The sequence below is a fragment of the Amaricoccus macauensis genome, from assembly GCF_014201905.1.
Lineage (GTDB): Bacteria > Pseudomonadota > Alphaproteobacteria > Rhodobacterales > Rhodobacteraceae > Amaricoccus > Amaricoccus macauensis.
The window spans coordinates 702,512-728,206 of sequence record NZ_JACHFM010000003.1 but is presented as its reverse complement, the minus strand read 5'-3'; the positions used below and the strand labels follow the sequence as shown (position 1 = coordinate 728,206).

General features: G+C 66.7%; 23 protein-coding genes and 1 tRNA gene. 8 read left to right on the top strand and 16 right to left on the bottom strand.

Translation table 11 applies throughout. The features are described 5' to 3' along the window. Positions 1-5: 5 nt before the first annotated feature. Positions 6-953: a type II secretion system F family protein gene (locus tag HNP73_RS17230; protein ID WP_184152482.1), complete on the top strand. Its 948-nt coding sequence runs from the start codon at positions 6-8 to the stop codon at positions 951-953. 73 nt (positions 954-1,026) lie between these two features. Here HNP73_RS17230 and HNP73_RS17225 read toward each other — a convergent pair whose 3' ends face one another. The 5 genes from HNP73_RS17225 to accD all read right to left on the bottom strand — a co-directional run bounded on the left by HNP73_RS17225 (position 1,027) and on the right by accD (position 7,881). Further along, entirely contained in the window at positions 1,027-2,478 is a 1,452-nt protein-coding gene (locus HNP73_RS17225; RefSeq protein ID WP_184152480.1) for a hypothetical protein, read from the bottom strand. Between the two features lie 561 nt (positions 2,479-3,039). Continuing rightward, positions 3,040-4,695, bottom strand: a complete 1,656-nt coding sequence (locus HNP73_RS17220; protein WP_184152477.1) for an alpha-amylase family glycosyl hydrolase — start codon at positions 4,693-4,695, stop codon at positions 3,040-3,042. Between the two features lie 86 nt (positions 4,696-4,781). Then, positions 4,782-5,519 carry a polyprenyl diphosphate synthase gene (gene uppS, locus HNP73_RS17215; RefSeq protein WP_184152474.1) on the bottom strand — a complete coding sequence of 246 codons (738 nt, stop codon included), beginning with the start codon at positions 5,517-5,519 and terminating at the stop codon, positions 4,782-4,784. Between the two features lie 147 nt (positions 5,520-5,666). Beyond that, positions 5,667-6,944, bottom strand: a complete 1,278-nt coding sequence (locus HNP73_RS17210; protein WP_343063362.1) for a bifunctional folylpolyglutamate synthase/dihydrofolate synthase — start codon at positions 6,942-6,944, stop codon at positions 5,667-5,669. 7 nt (positions 6,945-6,951) lie between these two features. Continuing rightward, entirely contained in the window at positions 6,952-7,881 is a 930-nt protein-coding gene (gene accD, locus HNP73_RS17205; protein ID WP_184152468.1) for an acetyl-CoA carboxylase, carboxyltransferase subunit beta, read from the bottom strand. A gap of 271 nt (positions 7,882-8,152) precedes the next feature. Here accD and HNP73_RS17200 point away from each other — a divergent pair, with 271 nt between their 5' ends. Beyond that, positions 8,153-9,907, top strand: coding sequence for a PHA/PHB synthase family protein (locus HNP73_RS17200; protein ID WP_184152466.1), 1,755 nt, complete (start codon positions 8,153-8,155; stop codon positions 9,905-9,907). Between the two features lie 336 nt (positions 9,908-10,243). Here HNP73_RS17200 and HNP73_RS17195 read toward each other — a convergent pair whose 3' ends face one another. From HNP73_RS17195 to HNP73_RS17170, 6 genes are all read right to left on the bottom strand, one after another. Further along, positions 10,244-11,170 carry an SMP-30/gluconolactonase/LRE family protein gene (locus HNP73_RS17195; protein WP_184152463.1) on the bottom strand — a complete coding sequence of 309 codons (927 nt, stop codon included), beginning with the start codon at positions 11,168-11,170 and terminating at the stop codon, positions 10,244-10,246. A gap of 47 nt (positions 11,171-11,217) precedes the next feature. Further along, positions 11,218-12,459, bottom strand: a complete 1,242-nt coding sequence (gene otnK, locus HNP73_RS17190) for a 3-oxo-tetronate kinase (RefSeq protein WP_184152460.1) — start codon at positions 12,457-12,459, stop codon at positions 11,218-11,220. After that, entirely contained in the window at positions 12,456-13,235 is a 780-nt protein-coding gene (otnI, locus tag HNP73_RS17185) for a 2-oxo-tetronate isomerase (protein ID WP_184152457.1), read from the bottom strand. The genes otnK and otnI overlap by 4 nt, the downstream gene beginning before the upstream one ends. Further along, on the bottom strand, positions 13,235-14,155 hold the full coding sequence (ltnD, locus tag HNP73_RS17180; protein WP_184152454.1) for an L-threonate dehydrogenase: 921 nt from the start codon (positions 14,153-14,155) through the stop codon (positions 13,235-13,237). Before ltnD ends, otnI begins: the two co-directional genes overlap by 1 nt. Positions 14,156-14,819: 664 nt before the next feature. Next, positions 14,820-16,229 carry a type I glutamate--ammonia ligase gene (gene glnA, locus HNP73_RS17175; protein ID WP_184152451.1) on the bottom strand — a complete coding sequence of 470 codons (1,410 nt, stop codon included), beginning with the start codon at positions 16,227-16,229 and terminating at the stop codon, positions 14,820-14,822. A gap of 53 nt (positions 16,230-16,282) precedes the next feature. Continuing rightward, entirely contained in the window at positions 16,283-16,621 is a 339-nt protein-coding gene (locus HNP73_RS17170) for a P-II family nitrogen regulator (protein ID WP_184152448.1), read from the bottom strand. Between the two features lie 324 nt (positions 16,622-16,945). Here HNP73_RS17170 and HNP73_RS17165 point away from each other — a divergent pair. The 5 genes from HNP73_RS17165 to rpmG all read left to right on the top strand — a co-directional run bounded on the left by HNP73_RS17165 (position 16,946) and on the right by rpmG (position 20,984). Continuing rightward, positions 16,946-17,030, top strand: a tRNA-Leu gene (locus HNP73_RS17165). A gap of 22 nt (positions 17,031-17,052) precedes the next feature. Next, positions 17,053-18,414 carry a trigger factor gene (gene tig, locus HNP73_RS17160; protein WP_184152445.1) on the top strand — a complete coding sequence of 454 codons (1,362 nt, stop codon included), beginning with the start codon at positions 17,053-17,055 and terminating at the stop codon, positions 18,412-18,414. Positions 18,415-18,541: 127 nt separating this feature from the next. Further along, the gene (locus tag HNP73_RS17155) at positions 18,542-19,168 is read left to right on the top strand and encodes an ATP-dependent Clp protease proteolytic subunit (RefSeq protein ID WP_184152442.1); all 627 of its coding nucleotides are present in this window, start codon (positions 18,542-18,544) and stop codon (positions 19,166-19,168) included. Positions 19,169-19,313: 145 nt separating this feature from the next. Then, positions 19,314-20,588, top strand: coding sequence for an ATP-dependent Clp protease ATP-binding subunit ClpX (gene clpX / locus HNP73_RS17150; protein ID WP_184152440.1), 1,275 nt, complete (start codon positions 19,314-19,316; stop codon positions 20,586-20,588). Between the two features lie 228 nt (positions 20,589-20,816). Next, positions 20,817-20,984, top strand: a complete 168-nt coding sequence (gene rpmG, locus HNP73_RS17145) for a 50S ribosomal protein L33 (RefSeq protein ID WP_184152437.1) — start codon at positions 20,817-20,819, stop codon at positions 20,982-20,984. 100 nt (positions 20,985-21,084) lie between these two features. Here rpmG and HNP73_RS17140 read toward each other — a convergent pair whose 3' ends face one another. From HNP73_RS17140 to HNP73_RS17120, 5 genes are all read right to left on the bottom strand, one after another. Beyond that, on the bottom strand, positions 21,085-21,600 hold the full coding sequence (locus HNP73_RS17140) for a DUF1269 domain-containing protein (protein ID WP_184152434.1): 516 nt from the start codon (positions 21,598-21,600) through the stop codon (positions 21,085-21,087). 127 nt (positions 21,601-21,727) lie between these two features. Next, positions 21,728-21,955, bottom strand: coding sequence for a glycine zipper 2TM domain-containing protein (locus HNP73_RS23735; RefSeq protein ID WP_184152431.1), 228 nt, complete (start codon positions 21,953-21,955; stop codon positions 21,728-21,730). A 116-nt stretch (positions 21,956-22,071) separates the two neighbouring features. Beyond that, entirely contained in the window at positions 22,072-22,413 is a 342-nt protein-coding gene (locus tag HNP73_RS17130; RefSeq protein ID WP_184152428.1) for an EF-hand domain-containing protein, read from the bottom strand. A gap of 11 nt (positions 22,414-22,424) precedes the next feature. After that, positions 22,425-22,565, bottom strand: a complete 141-nt coding sequence (locus HNP73_RS23445; protein WP_246399872.1) for a glycine zipper 2TM domain-containing protein — start codon at positions 22,563-22,565, stop codon at positions 22,425-22,427. Between the two features lie 130 nt (positions 22,566-22,695). Continuing rightward, positions 22,696-23,946, bottom strand: coding sequence for a pyridoxal-phosphate-dependent aminotransferase family protein (locus HNP73_RS17120; RefSeq protein ID WP_184152422.1), 1,251 nt, complete (start codon positions 23,944-23,946; stop codon positions 22,696-22,698). Positions 23,947-24,232: 286 nt separating this feature from the next. Here HNP73_RS17120 and cysS point away from each other — a divergent pair, with 286 nt between their 5' ends. Beyond that, entirely contained in the window at positions 24,233-25,681 is a 1,449-nt protein-coding gene (cysS, locus tag HNP73_RS17115) for a cysteine--tRNA ligase (RefSeq protein WP_184152419.1), read from the top strand. Positions 25,682-25,695 lie beyond the last annotated feature (14 nt).

Sequence of the window (25,695 nt, the reverse complement as noted above, 5' to 3'; positions counted from 1 at the left end):
GGAGAATGCCCGCACCGATCGTCGTCCTCGGCCTCTGCATCGCCCTCGCCGCGAGCCTTCTCGCGATCGGCGCGACCCACTGGCTCTACGAGCGCCGGGCCCGGCTGGCGCGGCTCCGCGCCACCACGAACCGGCACGGACGGGCACCACGCGGCACCGGAAAGGCCGCGAACGGCCAGATTCAGCGCGGAGCGCTCGCGCTGATGCGCGCCTCGACCGGACGCCTCTCGATCCTGAAGGGGCGGCAGGTGGCCGAGATCCGGGCGTTGCTCGTCAGCAGCGGCTACCGCAGTCGTGACGCGGTGGTGGTCTACACCTTCTTCAAGGTCGTCGCGCCGCTCGTCTTTCTCACCGGCGCCGCACTCTGGGTCTACGGGGTCGGCACGCTTGGCAAGGGAGCCCTCATCGACGCGGCGGCGGTGATGGCGGCCGGCCTTGCCGGCAGCAAGCTCCCCGATCTGGTGGTGCGCAACGCTCGTGCCAAGCGCCTCACCGCGATCCGCAAGGCGCTCCCGGACACGCTCGACATGCTGGTGATCTGTGCCGAGGCCGGGCTCGCATCCGACGCGGCGTTGAAGCGGGTGGTGGCCGAGACCACGCGCAAGTCCTCGGTCCTCGGTGAGGAACTGCAACAGACCGCCCTCGAGCTCTCGTTCATGCCCGAGCGGCGACAGGCCCTCGAAAACCTCGCCGAGCGCGCGCCCGTGCCCTCGGTCAACGCCTTCGTCACCACGCTGATCCAGGCCGAACGCTACGGCACCCCCCTTGCCCGCGCCTACAAGGTCCTGAGTCAGGAGCAGCGCACCGAACGGATGCTGAAAGCCGAGGAAAAGGCCGGCCGCCTGCCCGCAACGATGACGGTGCCGATGATGCTCTTCATCCTGCCCGCCCTCTTCATCGTTCTGATCGGACCGGCGGTGATCGGCATCATGGACAGCTTCATCTCGCGGTAGGGCTCGGAGGCAGTCCAAGGCGTGTTTCTCAGGATGCACTGCGATGGTTTCACCCAGCTGTCCTCGCCGGCTATCAGAGCTTGCTCGCCGACGTCCTCCGTTGGCCATCTACAAAGAAGATTTCGGAGATGGCTTCTCCGCGTGAAGTTGCGGCGTTCCTGATTGCGATCAGACTTTCGCCCTTTTCACCCATCTGACCCACGTCGAGGACAACATAGTACCCTCGTAGAGTCTCCTCGGCCGTCTTATACTTCTCAAGTTGCCGGGTGTACCCTTTCACGAGCTTACCGTTCGTGGACAGCTTGATTTCCACCAACACACGTGCCGCAAAGCCAACCGACACCTTGAAATCCACAGGGCCGTTGCCGGTTTCGGCTTCCGGCGTGAGATCGAGGTTGTTTGCCTTGCAGTAAGCGTAGGCCACCGCGAAGAAGAGCCGCTGCGCCGCTTTCTCTGGCCGCGGTTTGCCTCCATGGAAGAGCTCCTCCGACAGCCGTCGATCTTCGATCAGGAATCGGAACTGCTCGATTATCTGCGCCACCACACTGACGACACCCGCCATGTCGAGGCGAGGCGGAACCTGCATCGGGAAGGGCTCCTGGTCGGCCAAGGTAGCGGCAATCCGCCGCCAGAATATCTCGCCCCGTGGGTCACCCGCCAAGTCATAGGATTCAGGCCGAACAGCGCGAACCGTTTCGAGCAAGGTCTCGAAGGCATCCTTACCAGAAAGCGCCCACGCCCGCACCTTGCCCTTGTCCTGCCACGTCTTCCGCGTCCACAACTCGGCTATCTGTCCATTGAGGCGCATACGGATTTCTTCGTTCTTCGACGCAACTTCGGCGACTTCAGATCCGTCGGTGGCGATCGGAAGGTCTCGAAGGATGTCGGTCGGGACGAGGACTATCGGCGCGCCGCCCTTCACATACGGATTAACCGGGAGTGCAGCTTCATAAGTCCTTCCGTTCCGCAGCTGGGTGGTTGTCATTTCGCACGGTACCGCCAGGCCCGCGAGGATGCGCTCATTGAAACGAAGCAGATCGCCGAGGATGATGTTCGTGGTCATGTCGCTGATCCGGTCAGGCCCAAAGCCTTCCTCGAAAAGCGCCATGGCGACGAATAGGTCCGGGTCGTCCACACCGAGATCGACAATCGTCTTGGCGGTCTCGATCAACCGCCCGGTCATGTCATTCCCCGAGCCGCTTCCGGATACAGACTGCCCGCCATAGCCTAGGCACGTTCCTCTAAACTCGGGGAAGGACATATGTCGCAGGGCATTTCGCCACGGGACGTCTCCCGGTGCCTTCGCGGCGCGGAGCAGGCGGATCACTGTTGTGAAGTGAGCCTCGTACGTCGCGAGCGCCCCGACGCAAACTTCGTCATGTTGGCTGCCAACCATCAGAAGCGGGTCAATGAACAGGCCGGTATCGGCGTTCAGCGACGGGTCGAGGACTCCTGCAGCGGCGAGCTGCCTGGGGTCGATCCCGAAGTGGTCGGAGAACCGGACTGGGTCGACTATCTTGGTCATGAGCGCACCCGGGCAGTCACGACACCTTTACGGTCGCACGCGGATGCGTCGTCCCCGGTGACGAACTGGCCAACAGCGCACTCCAATGGCAGCCCGTCGACCCCACGTCCGTAGTTTCCTTAACCGTCGCTTGCGGTCTTGCCGCGCTGCGCCCTGTAGTGACGTACCGCCCAGAGATGGCGCTGGGATAGCTGCGGCTGGGCGATTTGCTTGTTACCATTAGACAGCCCTACCAGATGACGTGCCGGACACGGAAAGCGATACTGTATATCACACCTGATGATGTCTCGTTCCGCACTCTTTTTGAGCGTTGACTGAAGCCAGCCAATAGAAGCGCCCGGCGCGCAGACGACACCTATTTACTCGAATGGGCGGCGATCCGAAGTCCAAGACGCGTCAGGCACCCGTCCTTCACCTGTCGGACCAGAAGCAGGCGCAGCGGAGACCCACGTGCCGGCGCGCTAGTTGAATAGCATCGCGCCGTCTCCTCTCGTACGGAGCCAAGTGGGCTGCTTCCAAGCACCGGGCAATTTCAAGCTCGTGCCATACCGCGCTTCCCGGCTACTTCCGCCGCGCGAACACAGCCTGTACCGGGGGCAGTTCGGCCTCGTTGCCGACGATCGAGCCCGCGAAGCCGCTGTCCGGGATCACCTCCCAGTCGCCGGCGGGCAGCTCGACGCTCACCGGGTCCGGGCCGAGGTTGAAGGCGCAGAACATCGCCTCCGTCTCATCCTCGCGCACGTAGGAGACGAGCGAGTCCGTGGTGCGATGCAGCGCGAAGCCGCCCTTGGCGAGCACCGGGTGGGACTTCCGCCAGGCGAGCATCCGGCGATAGGTCGAGAGCATCGACTCCGGGTCGTTCTCCTGCAGCGACACCGCCATGCGCAGGTGCTCGAGCGCCACCGGCAGCCATGGCTTCGCGTCGCTGAAGCCCGCGTGCATGTTGTCCGAGAGCCACGGCATCGGCGTGCGGCAGCCGTCGCGGCCACGGTACTTCGGCCAGAACCGCTTGCCATACGGGTCCTGCAACTCCTCGTAGGGCACGTAAGCCTCGGTCAGGCCCAGCTCCTCCCCCTGATAGAGGCAGATCGACCCGCGCAGTGACAACAGGATCGCCAGATAGACCCGAAGCTCGGCGGCATCGAGCGACCAGCGCGTCACATGCCGCTCCACGTCGTGGTTCGAGAACGCCCAGCACGCCCAGCCATCGGCGGCGACAGTCATGAACTTGCGCAGCACCTGCCCGACACGCCGGCCCGAAGGCGGCTCCACCGACAGGAACTCGAAGGCGTAGCACATTTGCATCAGATCATCGCCGCGGGTGTATTCCCCCATGATCTCCATGCCGCGCTGCGCGTCGCCGACTTCGCCGACGCAGGCCGTGTCGCCGAACTCGTTCATCAGCGCCCGCAGCCGCTGCAGGAAGCCGATCATCTCCGGCCGGCTCTTGTCGTAGAGATGTTCCTGCCAGTTGTAGGGGTTCACCTTCGGCGCCGTCGAATAGTCGCGCCGGTCCTCGGCGAGCGGCGGATTGTCCCGCAGATCCTGATCGGCGAAGTAGAAGTTGATGGTGTCGAGCCGGAAGCCGTCGACGCCGCGCTCCAGCCAGAAGCGCGCGACCGAAAGCAGCTCGTCCTGCACCTCCGGCTCGTGGAAATTCAGATCCGGCTGCTCCTTCAGGAAGTTGTGCAGATAGTACTGCAGCCGCTCGCTGTCCCACTCCCAGGCCGAGCCGCCAAAGATCGACAGCCAGTTGTTCGGCGGCGTGCCGTCCTCCTTCGCGTCGGCCCAGACGTACCAGTTGGATCTGGCGTTGTCGCGGCTCGCCCGGCTCTCGCGAAACCAGCGGTGCTGGTCCGAGGTGTGGCTGAGCACGAGGTCGATCATGACGCGCATGCCGAGATCGTGCGCGCGCTGGATCAGCGCGTCGAAGTCGGCGAGCGTGCCGAACATCGGGTCAACGTCGCGGTAGTTCATCACGTCGTAGCCGAAATCGAGCATCGGCGACGGAAAGAACGGCGAGATCCAGATCGCGTCGACCCCGAGCGAGGCCACATAGGGCAGGCGGTGGATGATCCCGGTCAGATCGCCCACACCGTCGCCATTCGAGTCCTGGAACGAGCGCGGATAGATCTGGTAGATGACGGCACCGCGCCACCAGTCGTCGTCCGTCGGCAACGGCTTGTTTTCATGCGTGACAATGTGCGGCGCGACCATCTTCTGTCCCCGGGCGGCTACTTGGCCGTCACGCTAGCGAGGCTTCCGGAGATGTGCCAGCGCCCTCGTTCGCAATCGCGTGAGCCTCAGGGACGCGCGCCCACCGCCGGCGGAAGCGGCGTCTCGGCACTCAGCCGCCGGGCGTGGTACGCCCCGATGAGCGACCCGAAATGCTGGACCGTGAAGTCGGGCCAGGCGACGGCGGGAAAGTCGAACTCGGCATAGGCCGCCTGCCAGAGCAGGAAGTTCGAGATGCGGATCTCCCCTGAAGTGCGGATGATCAGATCCGGGTCTGGCAGATCGCGCGTGTCGAGCGCCTGAGCGAGACGGGTCTCGCAGATCGCCGACGGCGGCAGCGCGCCTTCGGCAACCAGCTGCGACAGTGTCCGCACGGCACGGGTCAATTCGTCACGTCCGCCGTAGTCGATGGCGATCGAGAGATTGAGCCCGCCGCAATGGCGCGTCTCCTGCTCGAGGCGGCCCATGAGATCGCGCAAACCGTCGGGCAGCCGGTCGCGCATCCCGAGGAAGCGCACGCGCACGTCATTGCGCCGAAGGCCCGCCATCTTGCCCTGGATATACTGGTGGAAGATGCGCATGAGCCCCTCCACCTCGGCGAGCGGCCGGCGCCAGTTCTCGGTGGAAAAGGCATAGAGCGTCAGGTGGGTGACACCGAGCGACGGACAAGCCTTGACGATATCGCTGACCCGCCGCGCTCCCCGAGCGTGACCCGAGAGGCGCGCGAGTCCCCGTGCCTCGGCCCAGCGGCCGTTTCCATCCATGATGACCCCGACGTGGAACGTCGGGGCAGCCGCCTGCTGCATCGCGTCATTCACCTGCCCGATTGCGGCTCAGTATGCCGGATGCGCGTTACGGGCAACAGCGGACTTTCGGTTTCAACCGGTCAAAACTTGGCGAGGGAACGGTGATGTTACGATATGTTTCAGCGCGTTCAACATGTTCGGCCGGTTTCAGCCGTTCTCCCGCAGCACTCGCCCCGCGAGATAGAGCGAACCGCAGATCACGATACGACAGTCCGGCGCATCCGCCACGATGGCGCGGATCGCCGCCTCGACGCCCGCTGCCTCATGCGCTGCGGCGAAACCCGCGGCACGCGCTGCGGCCACTGTCTCGGCGGCGGAAAGCGTCGCCGCCTCGCCCTCGATCGTCACGCCTTGCAGCGACCGGGCGACCGGTTCGAGGGGCCGCAGAAAGCCCGCCGCGTCCTTGGTCCGGAGCATGCCGACCACGAGATGCACCGGGCGCCCCGGCAGACGCCCGAGCGCCTCGGCGAGCGCCACTCCGGCGGCGGGATTGTGCCCGCCGTCGAGCCAGACCTCCGCCCCCGCCGCCGCGTCGACGAGCGGTCCGGTCCTGAGCCGCTGCATCCGGGCCGGCCACTCGGCCTCGGCAAGCGCGGCCAGGCAGGCCGTCTCGTCCATCCCGAGCGCGCGAAGGGCCGCAACCGCGGTGCCCGCGTTCTCGACCTGATGCGCACCGATCAGCCGTGGCAGCGGCAGGTCGAGCAGCCCCTGCGGGTCGAGGAACGCGACGCGCCCGTGCTCCTCCCAGACCTGCCAGTCCTGCCCCTCGACCATGAGCGGCGCCAGCATCCGGGCGGCGCGCGCCTCGATCACCTCGAGCGCCTCGGCCGGCTGTCGGGCGATGATGCCGAGACAGCCGCGCTTCAGGATGCCGGCCTTCGCCGCGGCGATCTCGGGCAACGTCTCGCCGAGATACTGCTGGTGGTCGACGGAGACCGGGGTGATGACGCTGAGCCGCGGCCGCTCGATGACGTTCGTCGCATCGAACTCGCCGCCCAAGCCGACCTCGAGCAGCGTCCAGTCCGCCGGCGTCTCGGCCATGGCGAGAAACGCCGCCGCCGTCGTCACCTCGAAGAAGGTGATCGGCACATCGCCGTTCGCCGCCTCGCAGCGCTCCAGGCAGTCGAGCAGCCGGTCCTCGGAGATGAGTTCACCCGCGATGCGGATGCGCTCGTGAAAGCGCGCGAGGTGCGGCGAGGTGTAGACATGCACCCGTGCTCCGGTTGATTCGAGCCCGGCGCGGATCATCGCGATGGTCGAGCCCTTGCCGTTGGTGCCCGCCACGTGGATCACCGGCGGCAGCCGCCGCTCCGGGTGGCCGAGCGCCGCGAGCAGCCGCTCGGTCCGCCCGAGTTCGAGATCGATCACCTTCGGGTGCAGCCGGGTCAGCCGCTCCAGAACCCGGTCGCTGTGCGCGCTCAAGATGCGTCGCTCAGGACTGGGCAGCGGGTGCGTCGCCGGTGACGTCGTCGTCTTCCGGCTCCGGCGGCGGCAGGTCGCCACGCACATAGGGCGGGCTCGCGGTCAGGAGCCGGAGCACGGTCGCGATCTCGTCGCGCAGAGCCTTGCGCGACACGACCCTGTCGATCATCCCGTGCTCAAGCAGATACTCCGCCCGCTGGAACCCCTCGGGCAGGGTTTCGCGAATGGTCTGCTCGATGACCCGTGGCCCGGCGAAACAGATGAGTGCCCCCGGCTCGGCGAACTGCACGTCGCCGAGCATGGCATAGCTCGCGGTCACGCCGCCGGTGGTCGGATGCGTCAGCACCACGATGTAGGGCAGCCCCGCCTCCTTCAGCATCTCGACCGCCACCGTGGTGCGCGGCATCTGCATCAGGCTGAGGATGCCTTCCTGCATCCGCGCGCCGCCAGCCGCGGCAAAGACGACGAGCGGGCACTTGCGCTTCACCGCACGCTCGGCGGCGGCGACCATGGCGTTGCCCACGTACATCCCCATGGAGCCCGCCATGAACGCAAAGTCCTGCGCGGCGCAGACCGTCTTCAGCCGGCCGATGTCGCCCTCCACGACGAGCATCGCCTCGGCCTCGCCGGTCTTCTTGCGCGCCTCGCGCAGCCGGTCAGGATATTTCTTCTGGTCCTTGAAGCCGAGCGGATCCGCGAGCGGCTTCGGAACCGGCACTTCGACGAACACGCCGCCGTCGAAGAGCGCCGCGAACCGGTCACGCGGGCTGATCGCCAGGTGGTGGCCGCAGTTGGTGCAGACGTTGAGATTGTCCGCGAGTTCCCGGTGGAACAACATCGTGCCGCAGGCGTCACACTTCACCCACAGGTTCTCCGGAACCTCCCGCCGCGAGAACAGCGAGTTGATCTTCGGGCGGACGTAGTTGGAGATCCAGTTCATACGGGGCCGGGCTCCTGAGGCGCGCGCGTCGGGTCAAGTGTCGGGCCTAGATAGAACCCGGCCCCTCCGAATGCAATCCGCCGCCCCGACGGCTGCCCCGACTGCCATCCCGACTGCCACCCCGAACCGCGCCCGGCCGCGTGGCGTTCACCGGCGCGGCAGTACTTTCCCAAAAGTACTTTCCCCTAGGGTAACCACTGGAACTTGACGCGCGACCTGCTTACGGTTTCGAGCGAAGTTCCGTGGGGGACGGAACTAGGAGGAGACACCAATGGCAGACGACGAAACCAACGATCGCACGCCGAACCCGTGGGAACTTGTGCTCCGCGCCCAGCGGATCGCGCTCCGGGCTCAGACCAATTCGCTTGCCCGGGCAAGCGGCAAGGACTTCTCCATCGTCGACGCGAAGAGCGTCAGCGAGGCGTTCATGAAGGCCGGCGCCGAACTCGCCGAGCGGCCGATGGCGATCGCCACCGCGCAGCAGGAAGCCTGGGCCGGCGCGACGCGCGCCTGGCTCAGCGCCTTCTCCGGCGAGACCAAACCGGTGAAGGACCGCCGCTTCCGTGACAAGCGGTGGGACGAGGACCCGGTCAGCCGCGGCCTCCGCGACGCCTACCTCGCTGTGGAGGAAGCCGTCGACGGGCTGGTGGGCAACCTGCCCAAGGGCTCCAAGGAGGCGCTCCGCGCCGAGTTCTACACCCGGCAGTTCCTGAGCGCGCTCTCGCCGGCCAACTTCCTGATGCTGAACCCGGCCGCGCGCGACCGCTTCGTCGAGACCGAGGGACGCAGCCTCCTCGACGGCATCGAGAACCTGCTGAACGACCTCGAGGCGGGCGACGGCCGACTCGACATCTCGACCAACGACCGCGCCGCCTTCGAGGTCGGCCGCGACCTCGCGACGACGCCGGGCAAGATCGTCTACCAGAACGAGCTCATGCAGCTCATCCAGTACGAACCGCGCACCGAAACCCAGCGCGCGCTGCCGATCCTCTTCGTGCCGGCGTGGATCAACAAGTACTACATCCTCGACATGCGCCCGAAGAACAGTCTCGTGCGCTACATGCTCGACCGCGGCCACTCGGTGTTCGTCATCTCCTGGATCAATCCGACCAAGGAGCATGCGGATATGTCCTTCCAGGACTACATGCACCTCGGGCCGCTCGCCGCACTCGACGCCATGGCCAAGGCCACCGGCGAGCGCCGCGCCAACGTGCTCGGCTTCTGCATCGGCGGCATCCTCGTCACCTCGACCCTCGCCTACCTCGCGGCGAAGGGTGACGACCGCATCGCTGCGGCGACGACACTCGCCACCATGGTCGACTTCGCCGACGTGGGCGAGGTCGGCGTCTTTGTCGACCGCGACCGGCTGAAGGCCCTCGAGGAACACATGGCCGACACCGGCTTCCTCGAGAACCACCACCTGCAGGACATGTTCTCGATGATCCGCGAGAACGACCTCGTCTGGTCGTTCCACGTGATGAACTACCTGATGGGCCGCCGGCCACCGGCGTTCGACCTGCTGTTCTGGAACTCGGACTCCACCCGCCTGCCGGCGAAGATGCTGCTCTGGTACCTTGAGAAGATCTACATCGAAAACGGCCTGCGCCGCCCGGGATATCTCTCCCTCGACGACACGCCGATCGACATCAGCAAGATCCAGACCCCGGTCTTCGTGCTCGCCACCAAGGAAGACCACATCGCGCCCTGGACGTCGGTCTATCCGGTGACCCAGATCCTTGGCGGCGAGGTCAAGTTCGTCCTCGGCGGCTCCGGCCACATCGCGGGCGTGGTGAACCCGCCGGCGGAGAAGCCGAAGTACGGCTACTGGACCCGCGACGACTACCCCGCCACGGCCGAGGAATGGCTGTCCGGCGCGACCTACGCCGAAGGCTCGTGGTGGCCGCTCTGGGCCGAGTGGCTGGAGGCAAAGGATACCGCCGAGCAGGTACCCGCCCGCAAGCCCGGCAGCGGCAAGCTGAAGGTGATCGAGGACGCCCCCGGCACCTACGTCCTCGCCCGCGGCTGAACCCGGGCCGAACCGAAGGCGGGCGGCCACCATGGTGCCGACCGGCCTTCGGTTCTGGCCTTCGGTCCTGGCCTTCGGTCCTGGCCTTCGGGACCAGTTCTTCGGGCCGGGCCTTCGGATCAGCCCCCTGACGGGTGGCCGACACTGTCCTCCGGCACTGGTTTCCGGCATTCGGGCCTGAGAAACCGCCATCCCCCACGGCGAGGCCCGCGCCCGCGCCTTGACCGGCCCGGGCGTTAACCGCATCAAAAGAAAGGGCGTTCCCGCAAGGGAGCGCCCCTGCTACTCTCGGATCAGGGGCACTCCGGCGTTAACCAAACCGCCCCCCGGACCGCTTCAGACGTCCAGCCCGAAACGCCGGGCGCCGTTCACCTTCACGTAGACCGAATAGAGGCTCTGCGTTGCGGTGATGTAGAGCCGGTTGCGCTTCGCCCCGCCGAACTCGACGTTCGAGACCACCTCCGGGATGCGGATCTTGCCGATCAGCGTCCCGTCCGGGGCATAGACGTGCACCCCGTCGCCGGCGCTCGCCCAGACGTTGCCGAGCCCGTCGAGACGGAAGCCGTCGAAGAGCCCGACCTCACAGGTGGCAAAGATCCGACCGTTCGCGAGCCCGAGCCCGTCGTCGGTCACATCGAAGACCCGGATGTGCCGCGGGCCATTCTCCATGTGGGTGGCACCAGTGTCGGCGATGTAGAGCTGACGCTCATCGAGGCTGAAGGCGATGCCGTTCGGCCGCACGAAGTCTGTCGCGACCGGTGTCACGACGCCGTCGGTCCCCACCCGATAGACATGGCAGCCATCCGCCTCCGGCTCGGATTTGTGCCCCTCGTAGTCGGAATCGATGCCGTAGGCAGGATCGGTGAACCAGATCGAGCCGTCCGAGCGCACCACCACGTCATTCGGCGAGTTCAGCCGCTTGCCGTTCACTCGCTCGGCGACAACGCTGACCGAGCCGTCATGCTCCCGGCGCGAGACGCGCCGCCCGCCATGCTCGCAGGCGAGCACGCGCCCCTCGGGGTCGATGGTGTGGCCGTTCTGGTAGCCGCACGGCGTCTCGAAGACCGATACCGCGCCATCGGTCTCGTCGAAGCGCATCACGCGGTCGTTCGGGATGTCGGAAAACAGCAGGTACTTGCCGGCCGGCACGTAGACCGGCCCCTCGGCCCAGCGCGAGCCGGTCCAGAGCTTTTCCACATGGACGTTTCCGAGGATGAGCGCGGCGAAGCGCGGATCGCGGGTCTCGAACCAGTCGGTGATCATGGCAGGGGGTCTCCGTGGATCATAGTTGGGGTTCAGAGGCGTGGCGCTCAGAGTCGGGTCAGCGCCTGCGCGAAAAAGTCGGCGCCACCAAAGTTGCCGGACTTGAGCGCCATGGCGAGCGGCGGCTCGTGCCCGAGCGTCACCAGCACCGGCACGCCCGGCGCGATCTCCGGGCCGAGGCGGAAGCCCGCGATCCCGAGCCGGTCGACGACGGCGCCGGAAGTCTCGCCGCCGGCGACAACGAGCCGGGTGACGCCGGCCGCCACCAACCCCTCCGCGAGGCTCGCAAGCCCGGCCTCGATGGCGGCGCTCGCCGCCTCCCGGCCATGGCGGGCCTGCACAGCGCGCACGGCGTCAGGCTCGCCGCTCGCCGCGACGAGCACCGGTCCCGCCTTGATGCGCTCCCGCGCCCAGTCGAGGGCTTCGGCGATCGCCTCGCCTGCAACCAGCCGGTCGGGGTCGAGGCGCAGCACCGGCATCACCGCCTCGGCCGCCGCCACCTGTTCGAGCGAGCGCGCCGAGCAACTGCCGACGACGATCGCGCTCGGGCCCGTCGTCGGTGCGCTCGCCGGGACGGCGCCACCGCCGAGTCCGCTCGCGCGCGCCAGCCCGAGCCCGAGGCCCGAGGCGCCGGTCGAGACCGGCATGGCACCGGCCGCCCGGCCGAGCACGTCGAGGTCAGATTCCGCGACCGCGTCGGCGATGACGGACCGCACCCCCTCGCCCGCCAGCGCGTCGAGCCGCGCCGCGACGGCCGCGTCCCCGGCCCGGATCGTCGCGAGGTCGAGCAGCCCCACCGGATCCGGTGTCTGGCGGCCGAGGACGCGCACGAGGTTCGGATCATGCATCGGGTTGAGCGGATGGTTGCGCAGCGGGCTCTCGCTCAGGAGCACGTCCTCCACGAAGAGATGCCCCTTGTAGAGCGTGCGCTTCGTCTCGGGGAACGCCGGCGTCACCAGCGTCAGCGCCGCCCCGGCGCGGGCACGCAGCGCGTCGGTCACCGGGCCGATGTTGCCTTCGTCGGTCGAGTCGAAGGTCGAGCAGACCTTGTACATCACGTGGTCAAAGCCCCGCGCTGTCAGCCAGTCCCAGGCGCGGATCGCCGCTGCCACCGCCTCTGCCGCCGGCACCGAGCGGATCTTGAACGACACGACCAGCGCGTCGGCGCCGCTCACGTCGAGGCCCTCGGGGATGCCGATCGTCTGGATCGTGACGAGGCCGTTCTTCGCCCAGGTGTTCGCGAGATCGGAGGCGCCGGTGTAGTCGTCGGCAATCGCGGCGATCCTCATTGCGCCCGCCTCCACGGTGCGAACCAGCCAAGCCCCGCCGAGGTCGTTGCGCGCGGCACGTACTCACAGCCGACAAAGCCGTCGTAACCGGCGGCATCCAGCATCTCGAACAGGAACGGGTAGTTCAGTTCCTCGCCGTCCGGCTCATGGCGCGACGGCACGCTCGCGATCTGCACATGGCCGATCACCGGCAAGAGCCGGCGGAATGACATGGCGACGTCACCGTGCATGATCTGCCGGTGAAAGATGTCGTACTGCAGCCGCGCGTTCGGCGCGCCCGACTCAGCGATCAGCCGCTCGGCCAGCGCGAAGTCATTGAGAAAGTATCCCGGCATGCTCCGGCTGTTGATCGGCTCCACCAGCACGTCGATCCCATGCTCGGCGAAACGTCCCGCCGCGTGTTCGAGCGCACGGCGGTAGGCCGCGACCGCGGCGGCGTCGCCACTGTCGGCGTGCCCCGCCATCATGTGCACCCGCCCCGCGCCGGCAGCGAGCGCGTAGTCGATCCCCTTGTCGACACTCGCCTTCAGCTCGTCGAAGCGGGCCGGATCGCTCGCGACGCCCCGGTCTCCCGCCTCCCAGTTGCCCGGCGCGAGGTTGAAGAGCGCGAGCGTCAGGTCATGGCGCGCCAGCGTCTCGGCCAGCCGCTCCGGCGACAGGGTATAGGGAAAGAGGCATTCGACCGCAGCGAAACCGGCGTCGGACGCGGCGGCAAACCGGTCGGCGAACTCCACCTCGTTGAACATCATGCTGAGGTTGGCGGCAAAGCGCGGCATCAGGCGTCTCCCGGCAGGCTGACACCCGAAAGCCGGGCGTAGACCCGCGCGAGCGACGCGTCGTCGTCGCGCCCCATGCCGGAACCGGCGGCGGCGAGGTACATCTGCAACGCCGCTGCGGCGACCGGAGCGGGGTAGCGCTCGGTGCGAGCCATGTCCTGAATGATCCCGAGATCCTTGACGAAAATCTCGACCGAGCTCAGCGGCGTGTAGTCGCCCGCCAGCACATGCGGAATGCGGTTCTCGAACATCCACGAATTCCCGGCCGAGCCGGTGATGACCTCGTAGACCGTATCGAGATCGAGGCCGAGCTTGCCGGCCAGCGTGATCGCCTCGCAGGCCGCGGCGATGTGCACGCCCGCCAGCAACTGGTTCACCATCTTGACCGACGCGCCGATCCCCGCCCGGTCGCCGAGCCGATGGACCTTGACCGCCACCGCCTCGAGCACCGGGCCGGCCTTCGCGAACGCGGTCTCCGCCCCCGAGGCCATCACGGTGAGTTCCCCCTCCGCCGCGCGCTTCGCGCCGCCCGAGATCGGCGCGTCGAGAAACAGCAGCCCCGCATCCTCGCAGCGCCGTGCCAGCGCCTCGGCATCGGCGGGCGCCATGGTGGCCGAGGAGACGACGACCGCTCCAGCCGGCGCCACCGGCACCGCGCCATCACGGCCAAAGAGCACGTCCGAGGTCTGGGCGGCGTTCACCACCACCACGACGATCACCGCCGCGCCCTCGGCCGCCTCGGCCGGCGTGGTGCAGGGCCGCCCGCCAGCCATCGCCAGCCGGTCGAGTGCGGGTTGCGCGAGATCACAGCCCGACACGGCAAATCCCGCCCGCAGCAGCGACTCAGCCATCCCGAGCCCCATCGAGCCAAGCCCGATGACGGCAACCCTGATGGCCGGCGTTTCGCCGACATCACTCATGAAGTCTTCCCTCCCGTCTCATCGCCGCGCGTCGGTCCGAGCAGGTAAGGGTCGGTCGCGCAGTCTTTCTCATTGCTCGTTCCACGGCCGCGCGCCGTACGCAACCGCTTTGACGCGTGCCGGGCGAGCTTGACGCAGGCCGAGCCGACCACCCGCACCATCCCGCCCCGCACCACTTGCAGGATCGGCAGGAACGGCCGGATGACGAGCGCGGGAATGAGCAGGGTCCGGCGCCGACGCGCCGATCAGCGAACCAGACGTGACCGGAACGCCGATCAGCCGTGACGTCAAGAACACCATCACGGGAAGCAGGATGAGCGAGAGGAAGCGGGAAAGAGCGCCGCCGGCAGGGGCGCACGCTCGTTACATTTCAGTTAATGGCGGCGAACAATCTGTTTATTTCAACATGTTGATCAGTCTGCTTGACCAGTCAGCGCAACTTGCGCACCGGGGGGTCTCCACCTGCCTGAAGGCGATATCCGCCAGTTCGAGCCGCCAGTTCGTGGCGATGGGCGGCGTGAAGCCGATCCCGTCCCCGACCCGCGGCGCGGGCCGAACGCTTCCGGAGGCGGGAGGCCGACGCGCCGCCTCCGCCCGGAGGGCTTCCCTGAACGCCCCTGCCCGGATTCGACCGGGGGGCCGCGAAGGCCCCCCGAAGCTCGCTTCAGAGCGAGTAGTACATCTGATATTCCACCGGATGCGGCGTGTGCTCCAGCATGTACACTTCCGGCCACTTGATCGCGATGTAGCCGGCGATCTGGTCCTTGGTGAACACGTCGCCGTGCAGCAGGAACTCGTGGTCGTTCTCAAGGCAGATCAGCGCCTCGCGGAGCGAGCCGCAGACGGTCGGGATCTCGGCGAGCTCCTCCGGCGGCAGGTCGTAGAGGTCCTTGTCCGCCGCGGCACCCGGATCGATCTTGTTACGGATGCCATCGAGTCCGGCCATCAGCAGCGCCGCGAAGCCGAGGTAGGGATTGGCGCACGGATCGGGGAAGCGGGCCTCGACACGCTTGGCCTTCGGGCTTTCCGACCACGGGATGCGAATCGAGGCCGAGCGGTTGCGCGCCGAGTAGGCGAGCAGCACCGGCGCCTCGAAGCCCGGGATCAGCCGCTTGTAGCTGTTGGTGGTCGGATTGGTGAAGGCGTTGATCGTCTTGGCGTGCTTCAGGATGCCGCCGATGAACCAGAGCGCTTCGGACGAGAGGTCGGCGTACTTGTCGCCGGCGAACACCGGCTTGCCGCCCTTGAAGATCGACATGTTGACGTGCATGCCCGAGCCGTTGTCGCCGTAGTAGGGCTTCGGCATGAACGTCGCGGTCTTGCCGTAGGCGGCGGCGACCTGCTGGATCACGTACTTGTACTTCAGGATGTTGTCGGCCTGCTCGGTGAGCGAGCCGAAGATCAGGCCGAGCTCGTGCTGGGGCGAGGCGACCTCGTGGTGGTGCTTGTCGACCTTCATCCCCATCCGCTTCATGGTCGAGAGCATCTCGCCGCGAATGTCCTGCGCCGCGTCGATCGGCGGCAGCGGGAAGTAGCCGCCCTTGGTGCCGGGCCGGTGGCCCATGTTGCCCATCTCGTACACCGTGTCGGTGTTCCAGGCGCCATCCATCGCGTCGACCTCGAACGAGACCTTGTTCGGCCGGTTCGAGTAGCGCACGTCGTCGAACAGGAAGAACTCGGCTTCGGGGCCGCAGTAGAAGGTGTCGCCGATGCCGGTCTGCTTGAGATACGCCTCTGCCTTCAGCGCGGTGCCGCGCGGGTCGCGCCCGTAAGGCTCGTTGGTATCGGGCTCGAGCACCGAGCAGTGCAGGCAGAGGGTCTTCTCGGCGAAGAACGGATCGATGTAGGCCGACTTCGGGTCGGGCATGAGCTTCATGTCCGACTTCTCGATCGACTTCCAGCCGGCGATGGACGAGCCGTCGAACATGAAGCCTTCGTCGAGGAAGTCCTCATCCACGATGTCGGAGTCGATGGTGACGTGCTGAAGCTTGCCCTTCGGATCGCAGAACCGCAGGTCGACGTAGGGAATGTCCTCGTCCTTCAGGGACTTCAGAACGGATTTCTTGTCGCTCATCTCACTTCCTTGGTTGAGAGACTTGTTGCTGGCGGCGGTCGGAAGACGCGGGCTCAGAGCGCGTCGGTGCCTTCCTCGCCGGTGCGGATGCGGATCGCCTGCTCGACAGGCATGACGAAGATCTTGCCGTCGCCGATCTTGCCGGTCTTGGCGGCGTTGATGATGGCCTCGATCGCGGCGTCGACCTGCTCGTCGGCAAGCACCACCTCGATCTTCACCTTCGGCAGGAAGTCGACGACGTATTCCGCCCCGCGGTAGAGTTCCGTGTGGCCCTTCTGCCGCCCGAAACCCTTGGCCTCGGTGACGCTGAGGCCCTGGATCCCGACCTCCTGAAGCGCTTCCTTTACCTCGTCGAGCTTGAACGGCTTGATGATGGCTTCGATCTTTTTCATCCGCGGCCTCTGACGTTGTCTCTTGCGGCGACGCATCGCCAAGATCGGCGTCCGGGAAATCAGCTGACTCCGGGGGATTCAATGCGACGCACCCGCCGCAGCCAGCCCGCCCGGAAGAATCCGGCGCCGCTGCCTTGGAATTGACCAGATTGCCCAAGCTTTGGGCAAGTGGAGAAGCCCGGGCCTTCGGATATTTCCCTGCCGCGGATCGACCGGCGGACTGGCGATTTTTCGCTCGCGCGGGTGCATTGGCTCTGCTAGAGAGCGACCTTCCACCAGATCCGGGCTCTCAGGGGCGGGAACAAGCGTGGGATGCCGAGGCTCGCGGGCGTGGCGGAATTGGCAGACGCACCAGATTTAGGTTCTGGCGCCGCAAGGCGTGGGGGTTCAAGTCCCTCCGCCCGCACCAGACGGAAGAAACGAGGACGAGGATGCAGGTCACCGAGACCCTGAACGAAGGCCTGAAGCGCGGCTACGCCATCACGGTGCCCGCGGGCGAGCTCGAGACGAAAGTCACCGAGAAGCTCGAGGAAGCCCGCAAGGACTTCCAGATGAAGGGCTTTCGCAAGGGCAAGGCGCCCGCCGCCCTGATGAAGAAGATGTTCGGCAAGTCGGTGCTGGGCGAGGCGATGCAGGAGACGATCGACCAGGCGATGCGCGAGCATTTCGAGTCGTCCGGCGACCGCCCCGCGCTGCAGCCCGAGGTCAAGATGACCAACGAGGACTGGCAGGAAGGCCAGGACATCGAGGTCTCGATGACCTACGAGAAGCTGCCGCAGGTGCCCGAGCTCGCGCTCGGCGACATCGCGCTGGAGCGGCTGGTGGTCGAGGTCGACGACTCCGCGCTCGAAGAGGCGCTGGCGAACCTCGCGAAGTCGGCTCAGAGCTTCGACGATCGTGAGGACGGCGCCGCCGCCGAGAGCGGCGACCAGGTGGTGATCGACTTCAAGGGGTCCGTCGACGGCGAACTGTTCGAGGGCGGCTCGGCGGAAGACTTCCCGCTGGTGCTGGGCTCGGCCAGCTTCATCCCCGGCTTCGAGGACCAGCTCGTCGGCGCGAAGGTCGGCGAGGAGCGTGAGGTGAAGGTGGCCTTCCCGGCCGACTACGCCGCGCCGAACCTCGCGGGCAAGGACGCCTCCTTCGCCGTGACGGTGAAGGCCGTGAAGTCGCCGAAGCCCGCCGAGATCGATGAGGCGCTCGCGACCCGCTTCGGCCTCGAGTCGCTCGACGAACTGAAGACCCAGATCCGCGCCCGCCTCGGCGACGAGTACACCCAGGCCGCGCGGCAGGTGACCAAGCGCCGGCTGATGGATGCGCTCGACGGCCTCGTGAGCTTCGATCTGCCGCCCTCGCTCGTCGACATCGAGGCCAGCCAGATCGCCCACCAGCTCTGGCACGAAGAGCATCACGACCACGAGGGTCACGATCACGGCAACATCGAGCCGACCGACGAGCACCGCAAGCTCGCGGAGCGCCGGGTCCGTCTCGGGCTGCTGCTGGCCGAGATCGGCAACAAGGCCGAGGTCGAGGTGAGCGAGCAGGAACTGCAGCGCGCCGTCTTCGAGCAGGCCCGCCAGTACCGTGGCCAGGAGCGGCAGTTCTTCGAATTCGTTCAGAAGAACCCGCAGGCGCTCCAGCAGATCCGCGCGCCCCTCTTCGAGGAGAAGGTCGTCGACCACATCATCGGTCTCGCGAATGTGACCGACAAGGCGGTCACCAAGGACGATCTCGAAAAGGAGATCGAGGCGCTCGACGAGTCGGCCGGTACCGAGGCGTCTCCGGCCCAGGCCTGACAGCCCCCGAGGGGGCACCTGTCCTTTCGGCCGGGGGGCCTTGCGGTGCCCCGGCCGGAACACTATTCCTCAGGTCAACCAGGACGCGCGTGAGCGAGGGCGTCGGGGACAGGAAGGCGGAACTTTCATGAAAGACCCGGTAGAGACCTACATGAACCTCGTGCCGATGGTGGTCGAACAGACTGCCCGGGGCGAGCGGGCCTACGACATTTTTTCGCGGCTCCTCAAGGAGCGCATCATCTTCGTCGCGGGCCAGGTCCACGACGGCATGTCGACGCTTATCGTCGCACAGCTTCTCTTCCTCGAGGCCGAAAACCCGAAGAAGGAAATTTCCATGTATATCAACAGCCCGGGCGGTGTCGTCACCTCCGGCCTGTCGATCTACGACACGATGCAATACATCCGTCCGCCGGTCTCGACGCTTTGCTGCGGGCAGGCGGCGTCCATGGGGTCGCTGCTGCTGACCGCCGGCGCCAAGGGGATGCGCTACTCCCTGCCGAACAGCCGGATCATGGTGCACCAGCCCTCCGGTGGCTTCCAGGGCCAGGCGACGGACATCATGATCCACGCGCGCGAGACCCAGGCGCTGAAGGATCGGCTGAACCAGATCTACCATCACCACACCGGCCAGCCGGTCGAGGTGGTGGAGGCGGCGCTGGAGCGCGACCGCTTCATGACCGCCCAGGACGCCAAGGACTGGGGGCTCATCGACGAGATCGTGGAGAGGCGTGACCTCCCGGTAGCAACTGAGTGAGCGTTGCGGCCCCCTACGGCTCCGCTGAAGCCTTTGCCCTTGTAATTGCGCGCGGAGGCATGTTCCTATTGGGGATGCCTCCACGGAGACGTGGGCGGAGCGGACTTTTGAGACAGGCATGGATGGCGAAAGCCGGAGGCGAAAGATGAGCAAATCGGGCGGCGGCGACGCAAAGAACACCCTCTATTGCTCGTTTTGCGGCAAGAGCCAGCATGAAGTGCGCAAGCTCATCGCAGGACCGACTGTGTTCATCTGCGACGAATGCGTCGAGCTTTGCATGGACATCATCCGCGAGGAGACGAAGTCGAACCTCGTCAAGTCGTCGGATGGCGTGCCGACGCCGCACGAGATCTGCAAGGTCCTTGACGACTACGTCATCGGCCAGCAGGTGGCGAAGCGCGTGCTCTCGGTCGCGGTGCACAATCACTACAAGCGGCTGAACCACGCGACGAAGAACACCGACGTCGAGCTGCAGAAGTCGAACATCATGCTGATCGGCCCGACGGGCTGCGGCAAGACCCTGCTCGCGCAGACGCTCGCCCGCATTCTCGACGTGCCGTTCACCATGGCCGATGCCACCACGCTCACCGAAGCCGGCTATGTCGGCGAGGATGTGGAGAACATCATCCTGAAGCTGCTGCAGTCGGCGGAGTACAACGTCGAGCGGGCACAGCGCGGCATCGTCTACATCGACGAGGTCGACAAGATTTCCCGCAAGTCGGACAATCCGTCGATCACCCGCGACGTGTCGGGCGAAGGCGTGCAGCAGGCGCTCCTGAAGATCATGGAAGGCACCGTCGCTTCGGTGCCGCCGCAGGGTGGCCGCAAGCATCCCCAGCAGGAGTTCCTGCAGGTGGACACGACCAATATCCTGTTCATCTGCGGCGGCGCCTTCGCAGGTCTCGACAAGATCATTGCGCAGCGCGGCCGTGGCTCGGCCATGGGCTTCGGCGCCGACGTGAAGGATACCGACGATCGGCGCGTCGGCGAGATCTTCCAGGAGCTCGAGCCGGAGGACCTGCTGAAGTTCGGTCTCATCCCCGAGTTCGTCGGCCGCCTGCCGGTTCTGGCGACGCTGACCGATCTTGACGAGGCGGCGCTGATCACCATCCTGACCGAGCCGAAGAACGCGCTGATCAAGCAGTACCAGCGGCTGTTCGAGATGGAGGACGTGGCGCTGTCGTTCACTGACGACGCGCTCCGTGCCGTGGCGAAGCGGGCGATCGACCGCAAGACCGGCGCGCGCGGCCTGCGCTCAATCCTCGAAGAGGTCCTGCTCGACACAATGTTCGAACTGCCCTCCATGCAGGGCGTCGAGGAAGTCGTGGTGAACGAGGAGTGCATCACCCGCAAGGGCGAGCCGCTGCTCATCTACGCCGACCGCAAGGAAGGCTCTTCCGCATCGGCCTCGGCCTCCTGAGGCGCCACCGCGGCGCAGCAGTTTCGACGCCCGCCGACACCGGCGGGCGTTCTCGTTTCCCCTGCCCCGGCTGCCTGACCCACCACACGGCGATCTCCTTGGGAGCCGGCAAGAATCCCACCGGGTCCCGGGTTGACAGGCGGAGCGGATCGGGTAGAAGAACGCTCTGAAATTTCGGGTCCGCGGGCGGGCCCATGGCATCGCGGGCGACCGCGGAAAGGGACCCAGATGGCGAAGCCGACCACGATCAAGATCCGGCTGAACTCCACGGCCGACACCGGATACTTCTACGTGACCAAGAAGAATTCGCGCACCATGACCGAAAAGATGTCGGTCAAGAAGTACGACCCCGTTGCGCGCAAGCACGTGGAATTCAAGGAAGGCAAGATCAAGTAATCAGGCCCACGGGGCTTGATGAAGTTGATCGGGGCGGGCCAGACGGCACCGCCCCTGTTGCTGTTTCCTGCGGGCCGCACGGCCCCTTCGCGATTGACCCTCAGACGCCGGCAGCCGACGGCGCGTCGGGCACGGCATCCAGCGCCTTGCGCAGGGCATCCTCGCGGGTGTGGTCGAGCGAGGTCTGAAGGATGGTTCCCCCGACGCCCTTCAGGGCCTCGAGCACCTTGTCGCCGGTGACGCGCTTCACGAGGACAAAGAGGACTGCCTCGCCATCCTTGATCTTGTCCGCGGTCAGACCCTTCATGAAGGCGTCGTTGACTCCGACGTCGGTCAGGGCACCGGCGATCGCGCCGCTTGCAGCACCGGCGGCAACGCCAAGAAGCGGGTTCATGAACAGGATACCGATCAGCAATCCCCAGAAGCTGCCACCCGCCGCGCCAGCGGCCGTGGTGCTCATCAGCTGATTGAGCTTGACCCTGCCGTTCGCGTTCTTCACCGCGATCACGGCGTCGCCGATGTCGATCAGATAGTCCTTCTGCAGCGCAAGAATCTTGTTTCGGACTTCTTCCGCCTTCTCTTCGGTCGGGAAGATAACCGCGATGAGATCCGCCATGGCGCCCCCCTCTCTGCGTGCGGGCCGCCCCCTTGGCACCCCAGGGAGAATAGTCCTCAGCGCAACGCCAGATGTCAATCAGCGCCGATCCCGTTCGTTTCCCCACGGGACCGACGCCGGGAGAAGCTTACTGGCAGGCGCTCAGCTGAGTGCCCGCTGCCGCGCCGACACCCGCCCCGGCCGCCGTGGCGAGCCGCTTGCCGCTGCCGCCACCGATCTGGTTGCCGAGAAGGCCGCCCACCGCTGCACCACCGATGACGCCACCGGCGCACTGAATATCACGGTTGGTCTGCGGGTTCTGTGTGCAGCCAGTGACTGCGAGCGCCAGCGCGGCGATCATCAGGAGGGGTTTCATCGTTGTCTCCTACTCCATCCGGCCGCGAGAGGCTCGGGCCATCGGAAAGGTTCTAGGAGCAACCGACGGCGCGCGCCACCGATTTGACCGGCATTTCACCGCGCGCCGCCGCAAGGTCAGTTGAGCGAGCCGTCGCCGTCGCTGTCGGCGGCCACGAAGTCCTTCTGTCCCGCGATCTTGAACTCCGAGCGGCTCAGCCCGTTGTCGCCATTGGCATCGGCCGCCGCGAACTGCTCCGGCGTCATGACGGCAGACGATTCCTGAACCGTTACGATGCCGTCGCCATTGGCGTCGAGCTTGACGAAGGCCGCGTCGAGAAAGACGTCGAACTCCGCCTGGCTCACCTTGCCATCCCCGTCCGTGTCGAGTGCCGCAAGATCTTCCGTTGTCATCGGCTGTGCCAGCGCCGCGCCGGAGACGGCAAGGCCGATGGCCGCCGCGAGGGTGAGGATCCGCATGATTTCGCTCCTTACTTGGCGCAGGCGAGATTGGCGCCGACCGCGGTGCCGAGGCCGGCCCCTGCGGAGGTCGCGAGCGTCCGCCCGACGCCGCCGCCGATGAGGCTGCCGGCGAGGCCGCCGATGACGGCGCCGGTCAGGGTCCCGGTCATGCAGCCGACTTCATGCTTCTGTTCAGGAGTCTGGTTCGCGCAGGCGCCGAGGATCATGGCTCCGGCGGCGAAAAGGACGATGGCCGATTTCAAAGAGTTCCCCTCCATTCTGCGAGTGCAGGATCACAATCTAGCCATGGAGCCGCGCGGCTGTCACCTGCCGAAGCCCGGCCGAAGTCGCATCGGCGGCGCTTCCGCCGCCTCCGACGATCGCCTGTGCCGCCGCTTCCACAGCGCCCGGCCCCCGGGCGATGCCGAGCGCGCCTAGCCCGGCCTCGATCGTTGCCAGCGTTCCGAGCAGCATGTGCGGGTTCAGGTGCCCCATGTGGCCGATGCGGAACAACCCCTCCGGGTCGATTCCCGGTGCCGAGAGCCCGATGCCAAGCGTGAGCCCGGCCATGTCGGAACACCAGCGGCGCAGCCGGCTGCCGTCGCCCGACTCGACACGGATCGTCGTCACCGCGTGACTGCGGCAGGCGGGATCGGCGACGTTGAGCCGGAATGCCCCGCCCGCGCCCCAGGCATCGACCGCGGCCCACACCGCGCGCGCATGGACGGCGTGCCGCCTCCAGACCGCTTCGAGCCCCTCCTCGACAAGGATCATGTCGAGGGCACAGCGCAGGCCATAGAGGTGGTGTGTCGGCGGGGTGCCGGCGAAGAGCTGATAGAAGACGTCAGGCTTTGTCCGCGGCTTCCAATCCCAGTACGGGCTTGGACAGTCGACCGCCGCGGCCGCCGCGCGGGCGTTGAAGAATACGAAAGCGACGCCGGGCGGAGTCATCAATCCCTTCTGGCAGGCCGCCACCATGACGTCGGCGCCCCAGGCGTCCATCTCGAAACGATCGCACCCGAGGCTCGCGATGCAGTCGACGGCAAGAAGCGCCGGGTGGCCAGCTGCGTCGATCGCCGCACGGATCGGCGCGATCTCGCTCCGCACGGACGAGGCTGTGTCAGTCTGCACCGACAGAATTGCCCGGATCTCGTGATGCGGATCGGCGCGGAGCCGCGCCTCGACCTGCGCCGGATCGACGGGGCCGGTGAAGCCGAAGTCCATCACCTCGATGTCGATGCCCATCTGCCTGCCGATCGCGGCCCAGCCGAGGCCGAAGCGCCCGGTCGCGAGCACCAAGGCCTTGTCCCCCGGGCGCAGGATGTTGGCGACGGACGCCTCCCAGGCCGCATGGCCGTTGCCGATGTAGATGACCGCCTCACCGTCGGTGCCCGCGAGACGCTTGAGATCGGCAAGGACCGACGCGGTCAGATCGATGAGCTCCCCCTCGTAGATGTTCGGCGCCGCCCGGTGCATGGCATTCAGCACCCGGTCGGGAACAATCGAAGGGCCGGGAATCGCGAGGACGTCGCGGCCGCGGGAAAGCGTCATGGCACTACTCCAAGGGGGGACTCACAATGGACGCTAGCCGCTTGCCTCCGCGAGGGAAACCCGGATCCCCCGTGATTCCGGCCGGCTGGACAGGCGGATGCAGAAGCCTGTCAACAGCGTCGCAAGCCGCTTGATCCGGCGGCCGCGCTGACGCATAAGACCCGCATGACGACGCGCAGCATCCCTGCCACCTGCATTAGCCGCTGACCCCCCGTCGCGGCGCGCGTCCCGTTCCCAAACCAGGTCCAACGTGATAGCCGCCGCGGCAGAACCGCCGAGGCCCCGCATGACCGAAATTAGCCTCTACAACACCCGCACCCGCTCGAAGGCGCCGTTCCGGCCCATCGACGCCGAGAACGTGCGGATGTACGTCTGCGGCCCGACGGTCTATGACCGTGCGCATATCGGCAACGCCCGCCCGGTGGTCGTCTTTGACACGCTCTTCCGGCTGCTCCGCATGATCTACGGCGACGACGCCGTCACCTACGTGCGCAACCTCACCGACATCGACGACAAGATCATTGCCCGCTCGAACCAGAGCGGCCGCCCGATCGACGCGATCACCACGGAAACGACCGACTGGTATCATGCGGACACGGCCGCCCTCGGCGTCCTGCCCCCCACGATCGAGCCGCGCGCAACCGCCTATGTCCCGGCGATGGTGGCGATGATCGAGACGCTGATCGAGCGCGGCCACGCCTACGCGGCGGAGGGCCATGTGCTCTTCGCCGTCGCGAGCTATGCCGACTATGGCAGGTTCGCGCATCGCTCGCTCGACGAGATGCAGGCGGGCGCCCGGGTCGAGGTGGCGCCCTACAAGCGCGATCCGATGGACTTCGTGCTCTGGAAGCCGTCGGCCCCCGAGCAGCCCGGATGGCCGAGCCCCTGGGGACCTGGCCGTCCCGGCTGGCACATCGAATGCTCGGCCATGAGCTACGAGCTGCTGGGCGAGAGCTTCGACATCCACGGCGGCGGCATCGATCTCGTCTTTCCGCACCATGAGAACGAAATCGCCCAGTCGATGTGCGCCCACCCGCACGGCCACTTCGCCAACGTCTGGATGCACAACGGCTTCCTCAACGTCGAAGGCGAGAAGATGTCGAAGTCGCTCGGCAACTTCTTCACGGTGCGCGACCTGCTCGATCGCGGGATCCCGGGCGAGGTGATCCGCTTCGTGCTGCTCTCGACGCACTACCGCCAGCCGATCGACTGGACGGAGGCCAAGGTCCATGATGCGACGGTGCTGCTGACGCTCTGGGAGAAGCTCCTGCGCGAGGCCCGCTCGGCCGGCCGCGTCCCGGCCGCGGATGCACAGCCGGCGCCCGAGGTGATGTCCGCACTTGCCGACGATCTGAACACGCCGCTGGCCCTGAAGGTGCTGCGCGATCTCGCCTCCGAGATCCGTCAGGGCGGCGCGCAGGCGGAGCACGCGTTTCAGGAGTTCACCGCGTCGCTCAATCTGATGGGCATCAGCCCGGACGGTTTCCGCGACGCGGCGATCGAGGTTTCGCTTTCGCGGGCGTTCGCCGACGCGGGCACCCTCGAGAGCCGGGTATCGGCCCTGCTGCGCGCGCGGGAGGACGCCCGTGCCCGCCGTGACTTCGCCCGCGCAGACGAAATCCGCGAGGCGCTGACCGCCGCCGGGATCAAGGTCATGGACCGGACCGGCGGGCCTTCGGAATGGGCGATCGGCGCGGATTTCGACCCGGCAAAGCTCGAAGGGATCGACGCATGACCGACGCCAGCCAG